Source organism: Natronomonas halophila, assembly GCF_013391085.1.
In the GTDB taxonomy this organism is placed as follows: domain Archaea; phylum Halobacteriota; class Halobacteria; order Halobacteriales; family Haloarculaceae; genus Natronomonas; species Natronomonas halophila.
This window is the reverse complement of sequence record NZ_CP058334.1, coordinates 218,849-236,012: the sequence shown is the minus strand read 5'-3', so window position 1 is coordinate 236,012 and position 17,164 is coordinate 218,849. Positions and strand designations below refer to the sequence as shown.

General features: G+C 62.9%; 22 protein-coding genes. 12 read left to right on the top strand and 10 right to left on the bottom strand.

The genetic code is table 11. The features are described from left to right. Positions 1-14: 14 nt before the first annotated feature. Entirely contained in the window at positions 15-677 is a 663-nt protein-coding gene (locus HWV23_RS01145; protein ID WP_178288639.1) for a helix-turn-helix domain-containing protein, read from the bottom strand. A gap of 135 nt (positions 678-812) precedes the next feature. On the opposite strand from HWV23_RS01145, the gene HWV23_RS01140 reads away from it, so the two are divergent. Continuing rightward, entirely contained in the window at positions 813-3,140 is a 2,328-nt protein-coding gene (locus HWV23_RS01140; RefSeq protein ID WP_178288638.1) for a DEAD/DEAH box helicase, read from the top strand. Here HWV23_RS01140 and HWV23_RS01135 read toward each other — a convergent pair whose 3' ends face one another. The 4 genes from HWV23_RS01135 to HWV23_RS01120 all read right to left on the bottom strand — a co-directional run bounded on the left by HWV23_RS01135 (position 3,141) and on the right by HWV23_RS01120 (position 7,222). Further along, positions 3,141-3,389: an MTH865 family protein gene (locus HWV23_RS01135; RefSeq protein ID WP_178288637.1), complete on the bottom strand. Its 249-nt coding sequence runs from the start codon at positions 3,387-3,389 to the stop codon at positions 3,141-3,143. A gap of 62 nt (positions 3,390-3,451) precedes the next feature. Then, a complete protein-coding gene (locus HWV23_RS01130; RefSeq protein ID WP_178288636.1) occupies positions 3,452-5,527 on the bottom strand; it encodes a pentapeptide repeat-containing protein in 2,076 nt (691 codons plus the stop codon). 257 nt (positions 5,528-5,784) lie between these two features. After that, a complete protein-coding gene (locus HWV23_RS01125) occupies positions 5,785-6,819 on the bottom strand; it encodes a tyrosine-type recombinase/integrase (RefSeq protein ID WP_178288635.1) in 1,035 nt (344 codons plus the stop codon). Continuing rightward, positions 6,809-7,222, bottom strand: coding sequence for a DUF5805 domain-containing protein (locus HWV23_RS01120; protein WP_178288634.1), 414 nt, complete (start codon positions 7,220-7,222; stop codon positions 6,809-6,811). Before HWV23_RS01120 ends, HWV23_RS01125 begins: the two co-directional genes overlap by 11 nt. A 1,057-nt stretch (positions 7,223-8,279) precedes the next feature. Between HWV23_RS01120 and HWV23_RS01115 the strand changes: the two genes are divergently transcribed. Both HWV23_RS01115 and HWV23_RS01110 read left to right on the top strand, forming a co-directional pair. Continuing rightward, entirely contained in the window at positions 8,280-8,963 is a 684-nt protein-coding gene (locus HWV23_RS01115) for an AzlC family ABC transporter permease (protein WP_178288633.1), read from the top strand. Next, on the top strand, positions 8,956-9,258 hold the full coding sequence (locus tag HWV23_RS01110; protein ID WP_178288632.1) for an AzlD family protein: 303 nt from the start codon (positions 8,956-8,958) through the stop codon (positions 9,256-9,258). The genes HWV23_RS01115 and HWV23_RS01110 overlap by 8 nt, the downstream gene beginning before the upstream one ends. Positions 9,259-9,267: 9 nt before the next feature. Here the strand turns inward: HWV23_RS01110 and HWV23_RS01105 are convergent, their stop codons facing one another. Further along, on the bottom strand, positions 9,268-9,675 hold the full coding sequence (locus HWV23_RS01105; RefSeq protein ID WP_178288631.1) for a DUF7124 domain-containing protein: 408 nt from the start codon (positions 9,673-9,675) through the stop codon (positions 9,268-9,270). Between the two features lie 81 nt (positions 9,676-9,756). Between HWV23_RS01105 and HWV23_RS01100 the strand changes: the two genes are divergently transcribed. Beyond that, positions 9,757-10,068, top strand: coding sequence for a HalOD1 output domain-containing protein (locus tag HWV23_RS01100; RefSeq protein WP_178288630.1), 312 nt, complete (start codon positions 9,757-9,759; stop codon positions 10,066-10,068). Between the two features lie 162 nt (positions 10,069-10,230). Continuing rightward, complete coding sequence (locus HWV23_RS01095; protein ID WP_178288629.1) at positions 10,231-10,422, top strand: hypothetical protein; 192 nt, start codon at positions 10,231-10,233, stop codon at positions 10,420-10,422. A 33-nt stretch (positions 10,423-10,455) separates the two neighbouring features. On the opposite strand, the gene HWV23_RS01090 is transcribed toward HWV23_RS01095, so the two are convergent. Continuing rightward, positions 10,456-11,601, bottom strand: coding sequence for an ABC transporter ATP-binding protein (locus tag HWV23_RS01090; protein ID WP_178288628.1), 1,146 nt, complete (start codon positions 11,599-11,601; stop codon positions 10,456-10,458). 175 nt (positions 11,602-11,776) lie between these two features. On the opposite strand from HWV23_RS01090, the gene HWV23_RS01085 reads away from it, so the two are divergent. Together HWV23_RS01085 and HWV23_RS01080 are read left to right on the top strand one after the other, a co-directional pair. Then, positions 11,777-12,931 carry a thiolase family protein gene (locus HWV23_RS01085; protein ID WP_178288627.1) on the top strand — a complete coding sequence of 385 codons (1,155 nt, stop codon included), beginning with the start codon at positions 11,777-11,779 and terminating at the stop codon, positions 12,929-12,931. Continuing rightward, the gene (locus tag HWV23_RS01080; protein ID WP_178288626.1) at positions 12,928-13,290 is read left to right on the top strand and encodes an OB-fold domain-containing protein; all 363 of its coding nucleotides are present in this window, start codon (positions 12,928-12,930) and stop codon (positions 13,288-13,290) included. The genes HWV23_RS01085 and HWV23_RS01080 overlap by 4 nt, the downstream gene beginning before the upstream one ends. A gap of 1 nt (position 13,291) precedes the next feature. Here HWV23_RS01080 and HWV23_RS01075 read toward each other — a convergent pair whose 3' ends face one another. Both HWV23_RS01075 and HWV23_RS01070 read right to left on the bottom strand, forming a co-directional pair. Further along, positions 13,292-13,735 carry an HTH domain-containing protein gene (locus HWV23_RS01075; protein ID WP_178288625.1) on the bottom strand — a complete coding sequence of 148 codons (444 nt, stop codon included), beginning with the start codon at positions 13,733-13,735 and terminating at the stop codon, positions 13,292-13,294. A 32-nt stretch (positions 13,736-13,767) separates the two neighbouring features. Continuing rightward, positions 13,768-14,409, bottom strand: a complete 642-nt coding sequence (locus tag HWV23_RS01070; protein WP_178288624.1) for a DUF7547 family protein — start codon at positions 14,407-14,409, stop codon at positions 13,768-13,770. A gap of 118 nt (positions 14,410-14,527) precedes the next feature. Here HWV23_RS01070 and HWV23_RS01065 point away from each other — a divergent pair, with 118 nt between their 5' ends. Next, complete coding sequence (locus HWV23_RS01065; protein WP_178288623.1) at positions 14,528-14,668, top strand: hypothetical protein; 141 nt, start codon at positions 14,528-14,530, stop codon at positions 14,666-14,668. A gap of 24 nt (positions 14,669-14,692) precedes the next feature. On the opposite strand, the gene dpsA is transcribed toward HWV23_RS01065, so the two are convergent. Then, positions 14,693-15,241, bottom strand: a complete 549-nt coding sequence (gene dpsA / locus HWV23_RS01060; RefSeq protein ID WP_178288622.1) for a DNA starvation/stationary phase protection protein DpsA — start codon at positions 15,239-15,241, stop codon at positions 14,693-14,695. 449 nt (positions 15,242-15,690) lie between these two features. Here dpsA and rpl7ae point away from each other — a divergent pair, with 449 nt between their 5' ends. Genes rpl7ae through ndk form a run of 4 tightly spaced genes read left to right on the top strand, consistent with a single transcriptional unit; the run spans position 15,691 to position 17,155 of the window. Further along, the gene (rpl7ae, locus tag HWV23_RS01055) at positions 15,691-16,053 is read left to right on the top strand and encodes a 50S ribosomal protein L7Ae (protein ID WP_178288621.1); all 363 of its coding nucleotides are present in this window, start codon (positions 15,691-15,693) and stop codon (positions 16,051-16,053) included. A 10-nt stretch (positions 16,054-16,063) separates the two neighbouring features. After that, positions 16,064-16,288 (top strand): 30S ribosomal protein S28e, encoded by a 225-nt coding sequence (locus HWV23_RS01050; protein ID WP_178288620.1) that lies wholly within the window; start codon positions 16,064-16,066, stop codon positions 16,286-16,288. Between the two features lie 3 nt (positions 16,289-16,291). Continuing rightward, a complete protein-coding gene (locus HWV23_RS01045) occupies positions 16,292-16,693 on the top strand; it encodes a 50S ribosomal protein L24e (RefSeq protein ID WP_178288619.1) in 402 nt (133 codons plus the stop codon). Further along, positions 16,694-17,155, top strand: a complete 462-nt coding sequence (gene ndk, locus HWV23_RS01040; RefSeq protein WP_178288618.1) for a nucleoside-diphosphate kinase — start codon at positions 16,694-16,696, stop codon at positions 17,153-17,155. Positions 17,156-17,164 lie beyond the last annotated feature (9 nt).

The following is a 17,164-nucleotide window of genomic DNA, read 5'->3' as shown; positions in this document are numbered from 1 at the left end:
CTCCCCGTCAGCACTCACGTGCTTACGGGCGCGATCTCCCGGATGATGCGCCGCTCGATTTTCCGGAGGTGTTCGCCGACCGTCGTGGCGCTACAGCCGACCATCTCAGCGATGTCGTCGTAGGTCGCGTTGCGCGGGTCGTCGTAGTAGCCGGCCCGTAGCGCGGCGATGAGGACCTCCTGCTGGCGGGCGGTCAGGTCCGTAAAGAGCCGCTCGGTTTTCGGCTGGTAATCGCCGGTCTTCTCGACTGTCACCTGTGCGTTCTCGGGGGCGTCCTCGAACATCTCGCGGATGACGGCGGGGTCGCCGACGATGACGATATCGAGCCTGTGGTTGTCGGTAAACCGGATGGGCGTATCGACGACGATGCTGTAGTGGTTCGTGAGTTCGAACAGGTCGCCGACCACCTCGCTGGGGTCAAGGTGGGCCCACACGAGGGTGTTCTCCGAGACTTTCGTGGTGTCGCGTTTCAGGCCCGTGCCGTGTGTTTCGAGCAGTTCGTCGATGCGGTCCTTCGGCCCGTAGATTTCATAGAGGAGGACGACCGTTCCGTCGTCGAGAAGGTTGTAGTTGTGAATCGGCCCGTGGCGAAGGTCCGGGTCCTTGGCGATGTGTTCGTCGACCGGATGGAACCACCGCCGTCCTTCGGGCCGTATCTGTAACTCGACGTAACGCATGTCGAACCCCAGTATGAGAAGTCCCAATAGCGCTTTGCCACGTCAGTCCGGCCCTTCATTAGACGGGACGGTTTATGTCGGCGAAGAACGCGCCGCAGGCGGAACCGTTAGGACTGGCCGGCCGCTACAACGCCCGTGGACGAAACCGTCGCGTGGCTTCGGGACCGCCCCTACTACGAGGACCAGATTCGCGCCCACGAAGTGCTTCCCGGGAGCGACCCTCGATTCGCCGATATCGACCTCGATAGCCGCCTCGCAAGCGCCCTCGAAGACCGCGGCATCGACCGCCTCTATCGCCATCAGGCACAGGCAATCGAAGCCGTCCGTGACGGCGACGATGCCGTCATCGCCACCGAGACGGCCAGCGGCAAGAGCCTCGCCTACACCGTCCCCGCCTTCGAGCGGGCGATGGACGGCCGCGCGACGACGCTGTATCTCGCCCCGCAGGTGGCTCTCATCAACGACCAGACCGAGACGCTGTCGACCCTCGCCGACGGCCTCGGTTTCGGCAGCGGCGTCACCGTCGACCAGTACACCGGCCGGCAGTCCCGAAGCGAGAAGGAGGCCGTTCGCGAGCGTCAACCGACCGTGCTGCTGTGTACGCCCGATATGCTGCATTACGGCCTCCTCCCGCATGCCCGTCGGCTCTGGAAGTGGTTCTTCGAGCGGCTGGAAACCGTCGTCGTCGACGAGGTCCATGAGTACCGCGGTGTCTTCGGCAGCCACGTTTCGCTGGTCTTCCGGCGGCTTCGACGCCTCTGCGAGGAGTTCGGCGCCGACCCCGACTTCGTCTGCTGTTCGGCGACCATCGGCAATCCCGTCGAGCACGCCGCGACGGTGACGGGCCGTGACCCCGACGGCATCCGACTGGTGGATACCGACGACAGCGCGACGGGGCCGACCCACTGGTTGCTGTGGAACCCGCCGGAGTACGACGAGGGAGGCTGGGGCAGCGACGAGGCCGGCGGCGGCCGCCGACGCTCCAGCCACACCGAAACCGAGCGGCTGTTCTGTGACCTCGTTTCGAGGGGCTACCAGACGCTCGTCTTCACGAGCGCGCGACAGACGGCCGAACGGTACGCCTCCAAGAGCGCCAGCACGCTCCGGGACCGCGGCGAGGCCGACCTCGCGCGGAATATCGAGGCCTATCAGGCCGCACTGACCGACGACCGTCGGCGGGAAATCGAGGCGGGCCTGCAGTCCGGCGACGTCCGCGGCGTCTGGAGTACGAACGCCCTTGAGTTGGGCGTGGATATCGGCGGCCTCGACGCAGTGATACTGGACGGGTATCCCGGCACCCGGATGGCCGCCTTCCAGCAGGCCGGGCGTGCGGGTCGTGGCACCGACCCCTCGCTTGTCGCGATGGTCGCCGGCGAGGACCAACTCGACCAGTACCTGATGTCCAATCCGGAGGCGTTCTTCGAGGGCAGTCCGGAGAAGGCGGTCACGAACCCCGAAAACGACCGGCTCATGCCGCCGCACGTCCGGTCGGCCGCCGACGAGTCGTGGCTCCGGCCGGAGGACGACCGCTATTTCGGCGACCGTTTCCCTGAGGTGGTCGGCGACCTGACCGACGACGGATTGCTCTCGCGTCGGGAGACGAGCGAGGGCGTTCGCTGGCTCAACGACGGCCCACAGCCACAGTACGACATGAGCCTGCGGACCGTCGACGACCGGGAAATCCAACTGCGAGGCCCGAACGGCGACACTATCGCGAAACTCTCCTTCGACGACGCGCTTCGGGACGCCCATCCCGGCGCCATCTATCACCATCAGGGCCGAACCTACGAGGTGACCGAGTTGGATTTGACCCACGACGTCGCCCAACTCCAGACGACGTGGGCCGACTACTTCACCCGGGTGCTCCACGACAAGACCATCACCGTCGAGGAGGACCTCACCGCACAACCGCTCGATACCCGTGGGGACGTAACCGTCCGGTTCGCCGAAGTCGAGATGCGCAAGCAGATTACCGGCTTCCAGCGGTTCGATTCCTCCAGCGGTCAGCCGATGGGCAGCGAGGAACTGGACCTGCCCGAAACCAGCCTCCGGACGCGGGCGCTCTACTTCGCGCTGCCGCCCGATATGGAGGAGGCGCTACAAGCAGGCGGCGACCTTCCCGGCGGGATTCACGCCGCCGAGCACGCCATGATTTCGATGTTCCCGACGACGGTGCTCTGTGACCGGCGAGACGTCGGCGGGCTCTCGACGCCGCTGCATCCACACACCGGCGCCGCGACGATTTTCATCTACGACGGCTATCCGGGCGGTGTCGCCTTGGCTCGGACCGGATACGAGGATATCGAGGGGCTGATGGAAACGACCCGAGATATGCTCGCCTCCTGTCCCTGTGAGGACGGCTGTCCGGGCTGTGTCCAGTCGCCACATTGCGGCAACGCCAACGACCCGCTCGATAAGGGCCTCGCCAAAACGTTACTGAACGGCCTGCTGGATGAGGCGTAGTTACGCCTCGTAATCGAGTTCGGACAACAGCGCGGCTATCAGTTCGTCGGCCGTTTCGTACGGGAACTCGTCGTCCGGGAGCGCTCGATACAGTTCGCTCGGCGACAGCGACACGTCGTCGGTTTCGACGCGCCGACTCGCCCAGTCGGGAAACACCGCGGCGAAATCCGCTTCGTCCTCGATGGGGTACTGCAAATCCTCGAAGGCGGCTTCCAGTTGCCGTGGCAACTCGCGGGTATCCTTCGGCATGCCTACTGGATGCGGGCCATCGGTCAAAAACACCCCGCGTCGGGGCGTATTAAATATAGCAATTAACGGTGTATGGATCGCGTGAGCGTGAAGACGAACAGCGCGATGAGGAACGCGCCGAGGAACGCCTCGATCTGGCTCAGGAGGTTCAGGGACGTGACGGGAATCTCCGCAGCGCGCCCGACGACGAGGGTCACGAAGGAACCGATACTCAGGATGGCGTAATCCGCAGCGGACGGATAGAGATTCGGCGCGAGTGCATAGTAAATCCCGGTAAACACCGAGATTATCGCCGCGGAGGTGTAGATGACGCGCCCCGGACGCTCCCCGTACCCGGATGTCATCCCGAGGGTTCCGTTCTGGATCCAGTTCGTTGCGTGTCTGACCCGTCCACCCAGCGTGTCCGCATCCGCAAACAGGCCAGCGTGTTGGTACCGACGCTGTCGCATCTCGCGGATGAAGAACTGTGAGGCCGGTTCGTTGTCGTTGCGCGCGTTCGCGCCGTTCTTGGCCAAGAGGTAGGTCGTCTCCAGGTCGCCGGGCGGAATTTCGGAGTAGACCGGTCGCGCGGCCGAGGATTTGCCGTGGGGGTCGGTGGCATCCCATGCGCGAGCGCGCAAACCGTCGTCGTTAGTTCGTTCGGATGGCATCGGCGCTTCCTCTCGGGTTCGGATTTCTGTCAGAACGAGCCCGTAGCGAAGCAGCCGGGAGGCAAGAGTCTCCGCGCCGTCGAACATCCGATGGATGGCGTAGGCGCTGGGCTTGAGGTCGAGGTCGTCGCTATCCCGAAAATCGAAGCCGTCGAACTCCGTCCGGAGAAACCGAATCTTGTCGATAAGTGGGTCGTCGCGCGTGCCGTTCTCGAAGGCAATATCACCGACCACCGCGTCTCGAAGGTCGTAGATCGCCCGGCCGCTATCCGGTTGTTCGAGGACTCCGTCGGGTATCTCGCTCCTGTCCAGAGCGATTAGCGCGTCACCGGGCGGTCGCCGACAGTCCGGACGGATACGGAGGTCCTCGAAGACCGTATCTCGGCAGTTCAATGCGCCGGCCACGTCGATATCCCGGAAATCAGCCATTCCCTCGAACGTCGCGCCGCGGAACGAGACCTGTTCGAGCGTCGATTTGCTGAAGTCGGCGTCACCGAGTTCGCCTTCCTGGAAGTTCGCCCAGCCGAAATGGCAATCCGGGAAGGACGCGGAGCCGAGGCCACACCCTCTGAAGGAGACTTCGTCGAAGGTACTCCCGTTGAAGTAGGCGTTGCCCGTATCGAAGCCGATCCAGTTCGAGATGCCGAAACTGCTCTCGTTGAAATAGCCGCCATCCATGTCGACGCCCTTGAACACGGCTTCGTCCATGGCGATGCCGCGGAAATCCGCCTGCCCGAACTCGGCGAAGTAGAAGTCCGCGAGTTCGAACGTCGCGCTGTCGAAATCGACCATTCCGAACTCCGCGAACGGACAGGCCAACGCACCGACCGTGGCGAAATCGAAGTTCACGCGATCGAAGGTCGCTTCGCCCCCGTCGAAATCCCGGACGGCGGCATGTCGGAAATCACAGCGCTCGACCGTGCCGCTTTCGATGGAGACGGTATCGATACAGGCATCCCGGAAATCAACCGTTTCAACCTCCACGCCGTCCAGAACCACGTCGTTGAACTGCCCACCGACACCGCGAATCTCCTCGTATTTGCCATCCATCGAGACGGTGCCGCTCACCCGCGCGAGGCCGAGGTCGATATCGTGGGTAATCGTCACGTCGGAGCAATCGAGAGTCCCGATGTGGGCGTATCTGAAATCCAGCGGGTAGTTATCGGTCCCGTCGATGACCGTCGACCCCAGGTCGAGGTTCCGAAACCGCCCGCCGATGAACTGCTTTCGATGACGTGTGGTACGCTGGTTGTCCTGCCGTTCGCTCGCCTCGATGGCGTTCAGAAACCAGGCTGTCTCGTCGATATCTGCCGGCCGTTCCCCGGGGTCGAGATGGATGAGACACCGGTCGGAGCCGTCGAGCGATTCGTGGGGACAGGTCCACTCGCCGTCCTCGATATCCCCATCGGGTAGTTCACCGGCTGGATGGTCGTAATCTGCGGCATCCGGGTCGAGCGAAAACGAACACGACTGGGTTTCGGCGGCCATTCGTCATCCGGAGACGGTAGTCGAACCGATGTTAACTTTTGGTGCGTCGAAGCCGGTGGCGGTGCACGGTTCGGATATCCGATGGTAGCGGCTCCCTCTGTTGTATTTTGGACATTCTCTCGTGTGGCCACTGAAATTCAATTCTATATAGCACCATACAGTTTATAACGTGAGTATGCGACAGAATATTGTCCTAATAGATACAACAAAATTGGGAGAGATGCGGGAAATACGGGATTTCGACCCTCTATCCAGTGTCAGAGGAGACTGTAGATGTTCGTCTCGTAGACGTCGCGGACCCTGTCGCCCCAGTTGTGGGTGTAGGTATCGATGATGTCGCTGGCGACGTCGCCGCGAAGGTACTTGACGATGCCCCTGTCCCCGGTTCTGTCCCGGAGATGCGTGGTGAAGAAATGCCGGAAGTAGTGGGGAGTAACGTTCTCCTCGGCATCGCCGCCCTCGCGATACCAACCGCGCTCACCGGCCCGTTCGGCGACGGTCGAACGCACCATCGAAGGCGTCGTTCGGGTGCCCCATTCGCTCGTCGAGCAGAACAGTGCCGGGGATGCGGTATCCGGCCGAATCGCCAGCCACGCCTTCAGCAGGCGTTTCAGCTCCGAATCGATGGGAATCACGGTGTCACGTTTGCGCTTGTTCGACGCTGTTCGTTCTTCGCCGTTGTACACCTCGCCGCGGGCCGGCTCGCTGGCGACGTAAATCGAATTCGGCCGGCCGTCGAGCGCCGCTCGCGGGTCGACGTCGTAGGCTGCCTGAACCTCCGAATCATTGAGGTAGACGTCTCGTAAGTCGAGGTTACAGCATTCGCCGACACGCATCCCGGTCTTTAGCAGCGTCCCGACGAGTGCCCGCTCCAAGGGATGGGAGATGGCGGCGACGAACGCCCGCATCTCCTCGACCGAGATTTCCCGGCGTGCGGGGTCTGTATCGATGGATTCGTCCATCTCCTCGGTCACCAGCGCCATCGGGTTCGATTCGAAGGTCCCGACCTGGGTCATATAGGCGTAAAACCGGTGGACGTAGGAGGCATAGGAGGCGACCGTACTCGACGCGTGGTCCCCCCGCAGGGAGTGAACCCAGGCCATACACTCCCGCTGGGTGGCGTCCGGAAGCGAGGTGCCGCGTTGGCCGACGACGAAGGATTCGAAGCCCCGCAGGACACGCTCGTAGGCCTCGCGGGTACGCTCGCTTCGTCCGTGGAAGGTCATGTCCTGCAGGAAGTAGGCTACGGGGTCGTCCGGCTCCGGTTCCGCAGCCTGTTCCTCAACGACCATCGTCGACCACCGTGTATCCACGTCGTGGGGAGTGCTTGATACGACCCTCTGCATCCAGTTCCTGAATCGCTTCTTCGAGTCGCTCCTCGATATCGTCGGTCACGCCAGCCAGGAGCGTGTCCCAATCGGCGAACTCTTCCGAATCGAGGACGTCGAGGATGCGGTCTTTTAGACCGTCGACCCCAGGGGTAGCGTTGGAAGAAGAGGGTTCGTCGGCGTTTCGGGGTTCGGTATTTAAAGAATCGGCCGTATCGAGGCTGAAACTCCGCCGTCCGGCCTGAATCATCGTTCGAACGTACTCGGCCTGGCTCATATCGAGGTCGTCGGCTTCCTCGCGCCACAACTCTCGTTGACTCGACGACACGTAGGTCTGAACCGAGACGCGCTCACCGTCACTGCTCATGTTCCGCCCATCGAACGGGGGGATTATCAATTTACGTCAGACACGCCGATAAAGACCCTTATCAACGAATATGGGTTCCAAAATCGGTGGGTGGTGGGTGGTTATCGGCGTATCTAATTCATATTTCTACTATGGGGGCTATATTGGACGATAAAATTTAGATAAACCTGTCGCTATCTCGTGGTCAGAATCCGGTTCGAGTAGCATCCGAAGCTCTTGCTGGATCTACATTCGGTAACTCGTCGACCGAACAATCTGTTTCGTTGCTATGCTCTGAAGTGGGGCCGAGGGGTGAATCGGTTGGCATCGGTGGTTGGGTTACCTGATAGTACCTTCTCGAAGCCGACTCAGTTTCTGAACCTCCTTTAGGTGGCATGCGTAGCAGAAGGCTCTGGGCTTGCCTCGCCTCCTGGCTCTATACTGACTAACATCCCTATAGGGGCAGCAACTGGCTTTTAAGACCCTTACAGGTGCCTGTCGTAGGCCGGTTCGAATACTGGCCGATAGTCGTACGGGGGTGACTCTCCTCATCGAACAACGTGAGATTGCTGAGGTGGGTTGTCGATATCGAACGTATTTCAGCCAGAACCGTGGCTATTGCCGTCGTTCACGTTGTTGGGGGCGGATACACCACTTACCTTCCAGACAGGGCGGTGGGAAATAGCCTTCAGTATCGGGCCCTCTGCCTTGCTGTACGCATCTTGGTATTCTCGTAGGCGTTCCAGCAGCCTGACGACACACCCGCTCAGAACGCTATACAGCACCTATTACGATAGCGACTCCCTGCTTCCTGTATTGTTCTCAAACCTCTCGAAACTACAGATTTCAAAATGTCAAATAATTATTGTTGGATTGTTTACCACTTATCACTGCTGTAGATGCAACTCATAAATTGTATATTGATATATCGAATGGCGGGGCTCAGCGATGTGTGAGAGACGACATTCGAGGGGTTCAGTCCCGCTGCCATAGGTCGGTTGTGTCCGATGTGAGAAACCGTGGTATTGCGTTTCAGCCTCACGCAACATCCAAGCGGGAGCGAAGACGACACTATCGTATGTCGGTTTCCTTCGAGCGGTCGGACGTCGTCGCGGGGTTTCGGACCTGTCTCCCCGTCGCGGTCGGCGTCGGCGGCTACGGTATTGCCTTCGGCGTTCTGTCCCGACAGGCCGGTCTCTCGGTTGCCGAGGCAACGTTGATGAGCGCGACCGTGCTCGCTGGCGCATCCCAACTCATCGCCGTCGAGTTGTGGGACGCGCCGCTGCCCGTCGTCGCTATCGTCGTCACGACGCTCGTGGTCAATCTCCGCTACGTGTTGATGGGCGCATCGCTCCGGCCGTGGTTCGAGGACCTGTCGCCGCTGCAGTCCTACGGGAGCCTCTTTTTCGTGACCGACGAAAGCTGGGCACTCTCCATCGCCGACCTCCGGACAGGGTCCGGTCGTGGCGGGTTCCTGCTCGGTGCCGGCCTCTCCATCTGGGTTCTGTGGGTCGCGACGACGGCCATCGGCGCCGCAGCCGGGGGCGCGGTCGGCAACCCCAAGCGGTACGGGCTGGATTTCGTCCTGACGGGCATCTTCGTGATCATCGCGGTCGGTCTCTGGCGGGGCCGCGAGGACCTGGCCCCGTGGGCGGTTGCGGCCGGTTTCGCTATCTTGGGGGCCGAGATGTTGCCCGGACGGTGGTATATCCTCCTCGGTGGCCTCGCCGGCTGTCTCGTGGCGGTGATTCGCCATGATTGACCTCGACCCGCTCGTAGTCGGCGTTATTGCGGGAATGGTACTGGTCACCTACGCGACGAAGGTGGGGGGCCTCTGGCTGCTCGGACGCATCGAGTTGAGCGAACGCGCCGAAGTCGGCTTGGAGGCGCTGCCGGGAGCAATTATCGTCGCTATCGTTGCGCCGGAGTTGGCCGGTGGGGGCCCGCCGGAGTGGGCCGCCGCGGGGCTGGCCGCAGTCGTCGCCTGGAGGACGGACAACCTCCTCGTCTCGCTCGCCGTGGCGATGGCTGCCGTGCTCGCGTTCCGGGCGATATAGAAAACCGGGTTACGGCCAGTCGTCGCGCTCGCGGGTCGCGTGCGTGTCCTCGTTCTCCTCGTTTTCGTTCGTCCCCGCCGATGCTTCGCGAAGTTCCCAGTCCGCGCGTTCGGCTGCGGCTTCGATGTGCTGGTACTCCCAGCCCTCCGGGGCAGTATCGGCCTCGGTGGCGACGAGGACGAATCGGTCGGTCTCGAAGTGGTCGAGGAGATGGGCGAGGGTCTCGGCCGCTGGCTCGACTGCCGGCTGGAAATCGTTGCGGATGTGGTTGTCGCGGGTGAATTTCGTGAGGACGTGCGGAGGCCGGTCGGTCACGAACCCGACGTTGTCGCTCCATGTTCGGGCATCGGCGACGGCGCCTTCGGGGTCCGCGAGGCGGCGGGCGGCGGCCAACTCGAAAGCGAGCGTGAGGCTCACGTTCGAGTGAGATGGGTGACGACTATTGATACTTCCCTTCCAGACCAAAGGTTCAGGTGTCTCCATCCGTGAGGGTCGGTCGTGACTACGGAGGACGGCGGCCCTGTCGAATACGACCCCGAATCCGGGGTTTACCGGACGAACTACAACTGGAGCAGTCCAGGGTCGCTCTCGACGGCCGTTCTCGATGCGGTCAGCGAAGCGGCCGACTGCGAGGGCCTCGACCTCCCGCCGCTGTACGAACAGATCGACCCCGCCGGCCTCGAAAAGCTCTTTGCGCCCATCCCCGGCAGCGAACGCTGTACGGGGTCGGTCACCTTCCCGCTCGGGGAGTACCACATCACGATAGCCGCCGACGGCGAAATCGTCATCTACCCGCCCTCGGAGGACTGACGGAGATTCGCCGCGGCGAAATCCACACTAGCATGAACGTTTATTATTAATCGCGTATGAGGGTTGGATACGCGATGCTCCCCGCTGTACGTGTACGCGTACGCCCCTAATTTTCCGAGTAGCATCGCCTTTCGAGTATTCCCCTGCCAACCCACCAGAACCATGCAGTCACCCGAACCTCACAACGCACCGCTCGTCCCCGAATCGCCCACGACCGAGACGCCGACCCTGTACGCCGACGGCGGCGACCGCTCCGAACGCCGTCCTTTCGACCGACCGCCCGAAACCGACTACGCGAGCCCGGCGACCCGACACCGGGAAGAAATCGAACCGGGTGCGGCCGACCTTCGGTAATCGGATAGCCGTAAAACAGCGAAAACAGCCTTCTTATTGGCCGCCGTCAGCCATCTTCCGCTCGCCGCGTGGGAACCACGCGAGGTCGTGGTCCGCATCGAGGCTGGCGAAGACGGGTTCGTCCAGCGACACCTGGTCGGCGTGGTTGTGCATACAACCGACGACGTCGCCACTGTCGATTTCGACGCGATACAGCACCGTCGGCCCGAGATACCGTCGGTGGACGACTTCGCCGTTCGCCTCGGCGGGGTCGGCGGGTTCGGCGTACACGTCGTCCGGTCGGACCATGAGGTCGATCTGCGAACCGGTGTACTCCTCGGTGAGGCCGTTGATGCGGTCCAGCGGGACACAGCCGACACCGGTTTCGACACAGTCGTCCGTGACGCGCCCGGAGACGAACGAGGCGTGGCCGAGGAAGCCGGCGACGAAGCGGGATTTCGGCTGCTGGAAGACCTCTTCGGGCGTACCGACCTGTTCGATTTGGCCTTCGCTCATCACGGCCACGCGGTCGGAGATGGACATGGCTTCTTCCTGGTCGTGAGTGACCGAAATGGCGGTGACGCCGGCTTTCTTGAGGATGGAACGGACTTCCTCGCGCATCTCGACACGGAGGTCGACGTCGAGATTCGAGAAGGGTTCGTCCAGCAGGAGGACGCTCGGTTCGGGCGCCAAGGACCGCGCGAGGGCGACCCGTTGCTGTTGGCCGCCGGAGAGTTCCTCGGGGTGTTTCTCGCCGTGGCTCTTGAGGCCGACCAACTCCAGCAGTTCGTCGACGCGTTCTTCGCGCTCGGCCTCGTCCCATTCCTGAATGCCGAAGGCGATGTTCTCGCGCGCGCTCAGGTGCGGGAAGAGGGCGAACTCCTGGAAGACGACGCCGACGTCGCGGTCTTCGGGCGCGACGAACTCCGACCCGGAGACGGACTCGCCGTCGATGCGGACGATGCCGCCGTCGGGGCGTTCGAGGCCGGCGATGAGACGGAGAGTCGTCGTCTTGCCACAGCCGGAGGGGCCCAGCAGTGTCATGAGTTCGCCGTCCTCGACCGAAATCGAGAGGTCGCGGATGACGCGGGTGCCATTAAACGACTTTTCGATGCCGTCGAGTTCGAGCACGGTCCGTTCGGATTCGGGGACCGAGAGGTCGACGTCGGCACCCTGCAGGTTCGCCGACCCGCTAGACACGTGGCCCACCTCCGAGGGACGCTCGGTCCGACGCGAGAGCTATCATTACCTCACCATTGTTTAGGCAGGCCAAAAATCCTTCCGCTCGATAGCGGTGTGTGGTAACACATAAGGGTCGTTTTCCGTGGGCCATCGGTCCCGAACGCTTAGGGTGGGCCCGCGAACAGTCCCACACATGTCCGACGTAGCAGTCATCGGTGCCTCGATGACGGAGTTCGGCCAGCGGGATAGCTGGGTTCGCGAACTCCTTGCCGAGGCCGGTGAGGCGTGTCTCGACGACGCCGGCGTATCGTCCGACGAGGTCGACCATCTCTATGTCTCGAACATGGCCAGCGGCGAGTTCGAGGGCCAGACGGGCGTGCCGAACGCCCTCGCCCACGACCTCGCGGCGATGCCGGCCTACACGAAACGCGTCGACCAGACCTCCTCCTCGGGCGGGGCCGGCATCTACGCCGCCTGGCAGTCCATCGCCAGCGGCGCCAGCGACATGACGCTGCTCGTCGGCGGCGAGAAGATGACCCACAAGACCACCGGCGAATCGACCGACGTCATCGCCTCGCTGACCCATCCCGTCGAGTACAAACACGGTGTGACGCTGCCCTCGTTTGCGGGCCTGACCGCGCGCAAGTACCTCGACGAACACGACGCGCCCCGTGAGAGTCTCGCGAAGGTGGCGGTCAAAAACCACGCCAACGGCGCACTGAACCCTCACGCGCAGTTTCGCAAGGAAATCGACGTGGAGACGGCCATGGAATCGCCGCTTGTGGCCGACCCCCTGCGACTCTACGACTTCTGTCCCATCACCGACGGCGCCTCGGCGCTGCTCTTCTGTCCGGCCGAAACGGCTCGGGAGTATGCCGACGAATACGCGGTCGTCTCGGGAGTCGCGGGCGCGACCGACACCCACGTCGTCCACGAGCGCGCGGACCCCTTGACGATGGGCGGCGTCGTCGAATCCGGCCAGAAGGCCTACGAAATGGCCGACCTCGGCCCGGAGGACGTCGACGTGGCGGAACTCCACGACATGTTCACCATTCTGGAGTTCCTCCAGATGGAGGGCCTCGACTTCGCCGAGGAGGGCGAAGCGTGGAAAGCCGTCGAAAACGGCGAGACCGAACGCGACGGCGAACTGCCGATAAACACCTCGGGCGGCCTGAAATCGAAGGGCCATCCCCTCGGCGCGACGGGCGTCGCACAGGGCTACGAGATTTATAAGCAGGTTATCGGCGAAGCGGGCGACCGACAGGTCGACGCCGACGTCGGACTGGCGTGTAACGTCGGCGGGTTCGGGAACTGCGTAACCACGGTCATCATGGAGGGACGACAATGACGATGGAAGCCTACCGCTACGAGGACGGGTCGATAACGTACCCGGGCCACCCGGTCGGCCCGGACGGCAGCGAACCGGTCGAGACGGTCGATTTGAGCGAGTATACCGCCGACGTCGTGACGTGGACGACCTCCTACTCCACGCCGCCGGGCGTCCGGGAGCCGAACTCGCTCGCCATCGTTGAGTTCGATGTCGATGGCACGCCCGTGCGCGCGCTCGGGCAGCTGACCACCGAGGACGTCGAAATCGGCGATACGGTCGAACCGGTCTACTGTGAGGAACTGCGGGACCCCGAGGCGGGCATTCGCGAACCCGAGAGTCAGGAGTGGGACGGTTACCGGTTCGAACCGGTCGAATAGGTCAGTCGGCGGCGTCGTTGACCCGGGACGGAGCCTCGGCTGATTCGAGGTCGTCGATAGCCGACGATACCGGGACGACGGCGTCCTCGACGTGCGGGTAGGCCGCCCGGACGGACTCACCTTCCGTGAGCACGAGCCACAGCACCGGCAGCGACACCATCTCGCGGACATCGTCGGCTTCCGGGTCGTAAGTCGCTCGGCTCTCGAAGAACGGCGACAGCGAGAAGCCCGATGACTCGGCCCACTCGCGGACCCTCCCGTACCATTCGAGGGGGGCCGCTCGACTTTCGCGTGGCAGCCGCGCCGGATGATAGGTGACCGAGAGACGGCCGGGGTCGACGGCCCGTTCCAGCCGCGCGCGGAGGCGGGCCTGCTGGTCGGCTATCGGCGACTGGGCGTCCTCGCGCAGGAACAACCGGAACCTGCTGCCGTCGTCAACTGGCATATGTTACCACGACAACCGGTCTCCGTATAAATTTACTTGCTGTTTGGAGTTTCACCCTCATCGTCGTCGTCCATGTCCTCCTTCAGGGAGGCCAGTTCGGCGTCGACGTCGACCGACTCGCTTGAGGACTCGCTGGCGGATTCGTCGGCGTCCTCGCTTCGGACGTCGATATCGGTTCGTTCACGTTCATCCACCTCGGCGAGTCGGTCGTCGATTTCCGCTCGCAGTTCGCGGGCCTGCTTCAGCAGGCGTTCGGCTTCGGGGTTTTCAGGTGTGCCCTCTGCTGCGGCCTCCTGGAGGTCGGCCAGTGCGTCGTCGAGTTTTTCGAGCGTGGTCCGACTCGCGGCTGTGAGGCGGTCGACGCCTTCCCGCCCGCTGGCGACGGCGAACTCGCTTGCTTTCAGGCGCGTCTTCGTCTCGGCGTCGATGGGTCGCCCCTGTGCGAGTCGAATGGCTGCCGCCAGCAGTTCGAGCAGGCGGACGTTCGTTTCGAGGAGAGCGATGAGCGCGGGAATGGTATACCGCTCTGTCAGCGACAGCAGTTCGCCGGGGCGGGGCGGTCGCGGGAGGCCGAGCGGCCCGCGCGGCGGCGTTCGGAGTTCCTCGCGGAGCGCCTCCAGCGTCTCGGCGAGGTCGTCGGCAGCGTCGGCGAGGTCCGGCTCTGTGTCGTCCATAGGGGCGGTTTCGAACGGTGCGGGCAAAACGGTATGGTCGACTCCCGGAACTCGGGGAGACGGCAGATGTTTAGGCCCACCAAAAACTTTTAGCACACGTGGGTCAGAGGGAGTGGTAATGGCAGCAACTCCCGATGAGGAACAGACGGCCGTCGGTCTCCGCGTTCATTCGACCTCCCCGGAGAAGACGGTCTTTACCGAACCGGACAACAGCGACGGCTGGATAGCGACCGACTACACCGTCGACGTCGAGCGATAAGCTTCAAAAAACGTCGTCCGTCTCTTACTTCGTTGCGGATTCGAGGACCAGCGAGTCGTCCTCGAGGTAGTGTTCGAGGTGGTGGGCGTGTTCCTCGACCGTTTCGAGGGTCTCACGCAGGAGTTCCTTGGTGGCGTAGTCGCCGAGGTCATTGGCGAGTTCGATGTGGTCCCGGAGGGACTCGATGATGACGCCGAAGGCTTCCATGTCGTTTTCCAGCGACGTTCGGATGTCGTAGACGTCCTCGCCCTCGGGCTCGATGGGCGCGTGTTCCTCGAAGGTCGAACCGCCCGAGAGGGGAACGCCGCCGATAGCTTGGGCGCGCTCGGCGAGCATGTCCGCGCCCGCTTCGAGGTCCGCGGCGACCTCACCGAGGTACTCGTGGATACCGAGGAACTCCGCGCCTTCGACGTTCCAGTGGTGCTTTTTCACCTGATGATAGAGGACGTACGTCGCCGCGAGGTCGGTGTTCAGCGCGTCGACGATCTGCTCGGCCTTGTCCTCATCGAGGCGGAGCGCCTCGCTTTCCTCGATGCTCCCGGCTTGACGACGGACGGACTTCTGGGTGCTCATACAGGTTCTAGTAGGCTCGCCACACCCTTAAAGTTTGCTTCTATCAGAAAAGATATTCCTATATCGAAAAACTATATTTCGATTATAGGAATTCTGTGTGATTGAACGTTTCGTCGCGGCCGCCAGTCCGGCGCCGAGAACCACGATACTACCGGCGATAGTGAACGTTGCTGTGTAGCCGACGTGAGCGCGACGGGACCACCCGTCGCTGGGGAGCGTTCCCACAGCGCCCCTGCTCACGGTTCGCACGCACGCGTCAGTTCATAAGCGCTTTTATGCGGTGGTGATGTACGATGGAGTACAGCCTACGCGGGGTTGTGATGCTCCTAGCCGGAAAAGGACAAACGCGTGCCGTCGGGGCACGAGAACCGCGTCGTGGGACGCCCACGACGGTACGGTTCGACGGCGGGGGAGCGCGAGCCCGCGCGTAGGAGGAGTGCTACAAAATAATGTCAGTATACGTAGATTTCGACGTGCCGGCTGACCTCGAAGACGACGCCATCGAGGCCCTTGAGGTCGCCCGGGACACCGGCTCGGTAAAGAAAGGAACGAACGAGACCACCAAAGCCGTCGAGCGAGGCAACGCTGCACTCGTCTTCATCGCCGAAGACGTCAGCCCGGAAGAGGTCGTCATGCACCTCCCGGAAATCGCCGACGAGAAGGAGGTCCCGTTCGTCTTCGTGAGCGAACAGGACGACATCGGCCACGCCGCCGGTCTCGAAGTCGGCAGCGCCGCCGCCGCCATCGTTGACGCCGGCGAGGCCGAGGAAGATGTCGAAGACATCGCCGAGAAAGTCGAGGAACTCCGGTAGGTGACCAAGGATGAGTGCTGAAGAAGAAGGGGACGGCGCGACCCCTGCCGAAGTAATCGAGATCGTCGGGAAGACCGGCATGCACGGCGAAGCCATGCAGGTCAAGTGCCGAATCAAGGAGGGCGAAAATCAGGGCCGCATCATCGCCCGAAACGTCCTCGGACCGGTGCGCGTCGGCGACGTGCTCCAGCTTCGCGAGACGGCTCGTGAAGCCGACTCCATCGGAGGCCAATAACCCATGCCACAGACACGAGAATGTGACTACTGCGGTGACGACATCGAGCCCGGCACGGGCACGATGTACGTCGCCAACAGCGGCCGTATCACGCACTTCTGTTCCGCGAAGTGCGAGAAGAACGCCGACCTCGGGCGCGAACCGCGCGACCTCGAGTGGACCGGCGGTGCGGGCGAGGCCGCCGAGGCCGAAGCCAAATCGGCCGCCGAAACGGCTGCCGAGCAGGAAGCAGAAGCGGAAGCCGAGGCCGAAGAAGCGGCCGAGGAAGAAGCTGACACCGAGGAGGACGTCGACGAGACGCCCGACCTCGAAGCCGCCGAAGAGGAAGCCGATTCCGACGAGGACGAGGAATCCGAAGCCTCCGAGGACGACGGCGACGAAGACGAAGAGGAGGTCGAGGCCTGAATGTCCGACCGCGAACGAACCTTCGTCATGGTCAAGCCGGACGGCGTTCACCGTGGTCTCATCGGCGAGGTCGTCTCCCGATTCGAGGACCGCGGCCTGAAACTGGTCGCCGGCAAGTTCATGCAACTGGACGACGACCACGCCCGCGAACACTACGCGGACCTCTCCGACGAGCCCTTCTTCGAGGACCTCGTCGAGTTCATCACCTCGGGTCCCGTCTTCGCGATGGTCTGGGAAGGCAAGGACGCGGTCGCACAGGTGCGGAGCATGATGGGCGAGACCGACCCCGCCGAATCGCCGCCGGGCAGCATCCGCGGTGACCTCGGTATCGACCTGGGTCGCAACGTCATCCACGGTTCCGACACCGAACCCGGTTCCGCCGAGCGCGAAATCGACCTGTTCTTCGACGACGAGGAACTCATCGATTACGAGCGCAACGACGAAACCTGGCTCTACGAGTAATTTTTCGGC

Coding starts and splice junctions, on each gene's coding strand:
- rpl7ae (WP_178288621.1), top strand. CDS start 15,691: ATGTCAGTATACGTAGATTTCGACGTGCCGGCTGACCTCGAAGACGAC.
- ndk (WP_178288618.1), top strand. CDS start 16,694: ATGTCCGACCGCGAACGAACCTTCGTCATGGTCAAGCCGGACGGCGTT.
- HWV23_RS01080 (WP_178288626.1), top strand. CDS start 12,928: ATGACGATGGAAGCCTACCGCTACGAGGACGGGTCGATAACGTACCCG.
- HWV23_RS01120 (WP_178288634.1), bottom strand. CDS start 7,222: ATGAGCAGTGACGGTGAGCGCGTCTCGGTTCAGACCTACGTGTCGTCG.
- HWV23_RS01045 (WP_178288619.1), top strand. CDS start 16,292: ATGCCACAGACACGAGAATGTGACTACTGCGGTGACGACATCGAGCCC.
- HWV23_RS01070 (WP_178288624.1), bottom strand. CDS start 14,409: ATGGACGACACAGAGCCGGACCTCGCCGACGCTGCCGACGACCTCGCC.
- HWV23_RS01085 (WP_178288627.1), top strand. CDS start 11,777: ATGTCCGACGTAGCAGTCATCGGTGCCTCGATGACGGAGTTCGGCCAG.
- HWV23_RS01110 (WP_178288632.1), top strand. CDS start 8,956: ATGATTGACCTCGACCCGCTCGTAGTCGGCGTTATTGCGGGAATGGTA.
- HWV23_RS01065 (WP_178288623.1), top strand. CDS start 14,528: ATGGCAGCAACTCCCGATGAGGAACAGACGGCCGTCGGTCTCCGCGTT.
- HWV23_RS01125 (WP_178288635.1), bottom strand. CDS start 6,819: ATGGTCGTTGAGGAACAGGCTGCGGAACCGGAGCCGGACGACCCCGTA.
- HWV23_RS01095 (WP_178288629.1), top strand. CDS start 10,231: ATGCAGTCACCCGAACCTCACAACGCACCGCTCGTCCCCGAATCGCCC.
- HWV23_RS01130 (WP_178288636.1), bottom strand. CDS start 5,527: ATGGCCGCCGAAACCCAGTCGTGTTCGTTTTCGCTCGACCCGGATGCC.
- HWV23_RS01135 (WP_178288637.1), bottom strand. CDS start 3,389: ATGCCGAAGGATACCCGCGAGTTGCCACGGCAACTGGAAGCCGCCTTC.
- dpsA (WP_178288622.1), bottom strand. CDS start 15,241: ATGAGCACCCAGAAGTCCGTCCGTCGTCAAGCCGGGAGCATCGAGGAA.
- HWV23_RS01145 (WP_178288639.1), bottom strand. CDS start 677: ATGCGTTACGTCGAGTTACAGATACGGCCCGAAGGACGGCGGTGGTTC.
- HWV23_RS01115 (WP_178288633.1), top strand. CDS start 8,280: ATGTCGGTTTCCTTCGAGCGGTCGGACGTCGTCGCGGGGTTTCGGACC.
- HWV23_RS01075 (WP_178288625.1), bottom strand. CDS start 13,735: ATGCCAGTTGACGACGGCAGCAGGTTCCGGTTGTTCCTGCGCGAGGAC.
- HWV23_RS01050 (WP_178288620.1), top strand. CDS start 16,064: ATGAGTGCTGAAGAAGAAGGGGACGGCGCGACCCCTGCCGAAGTAATC.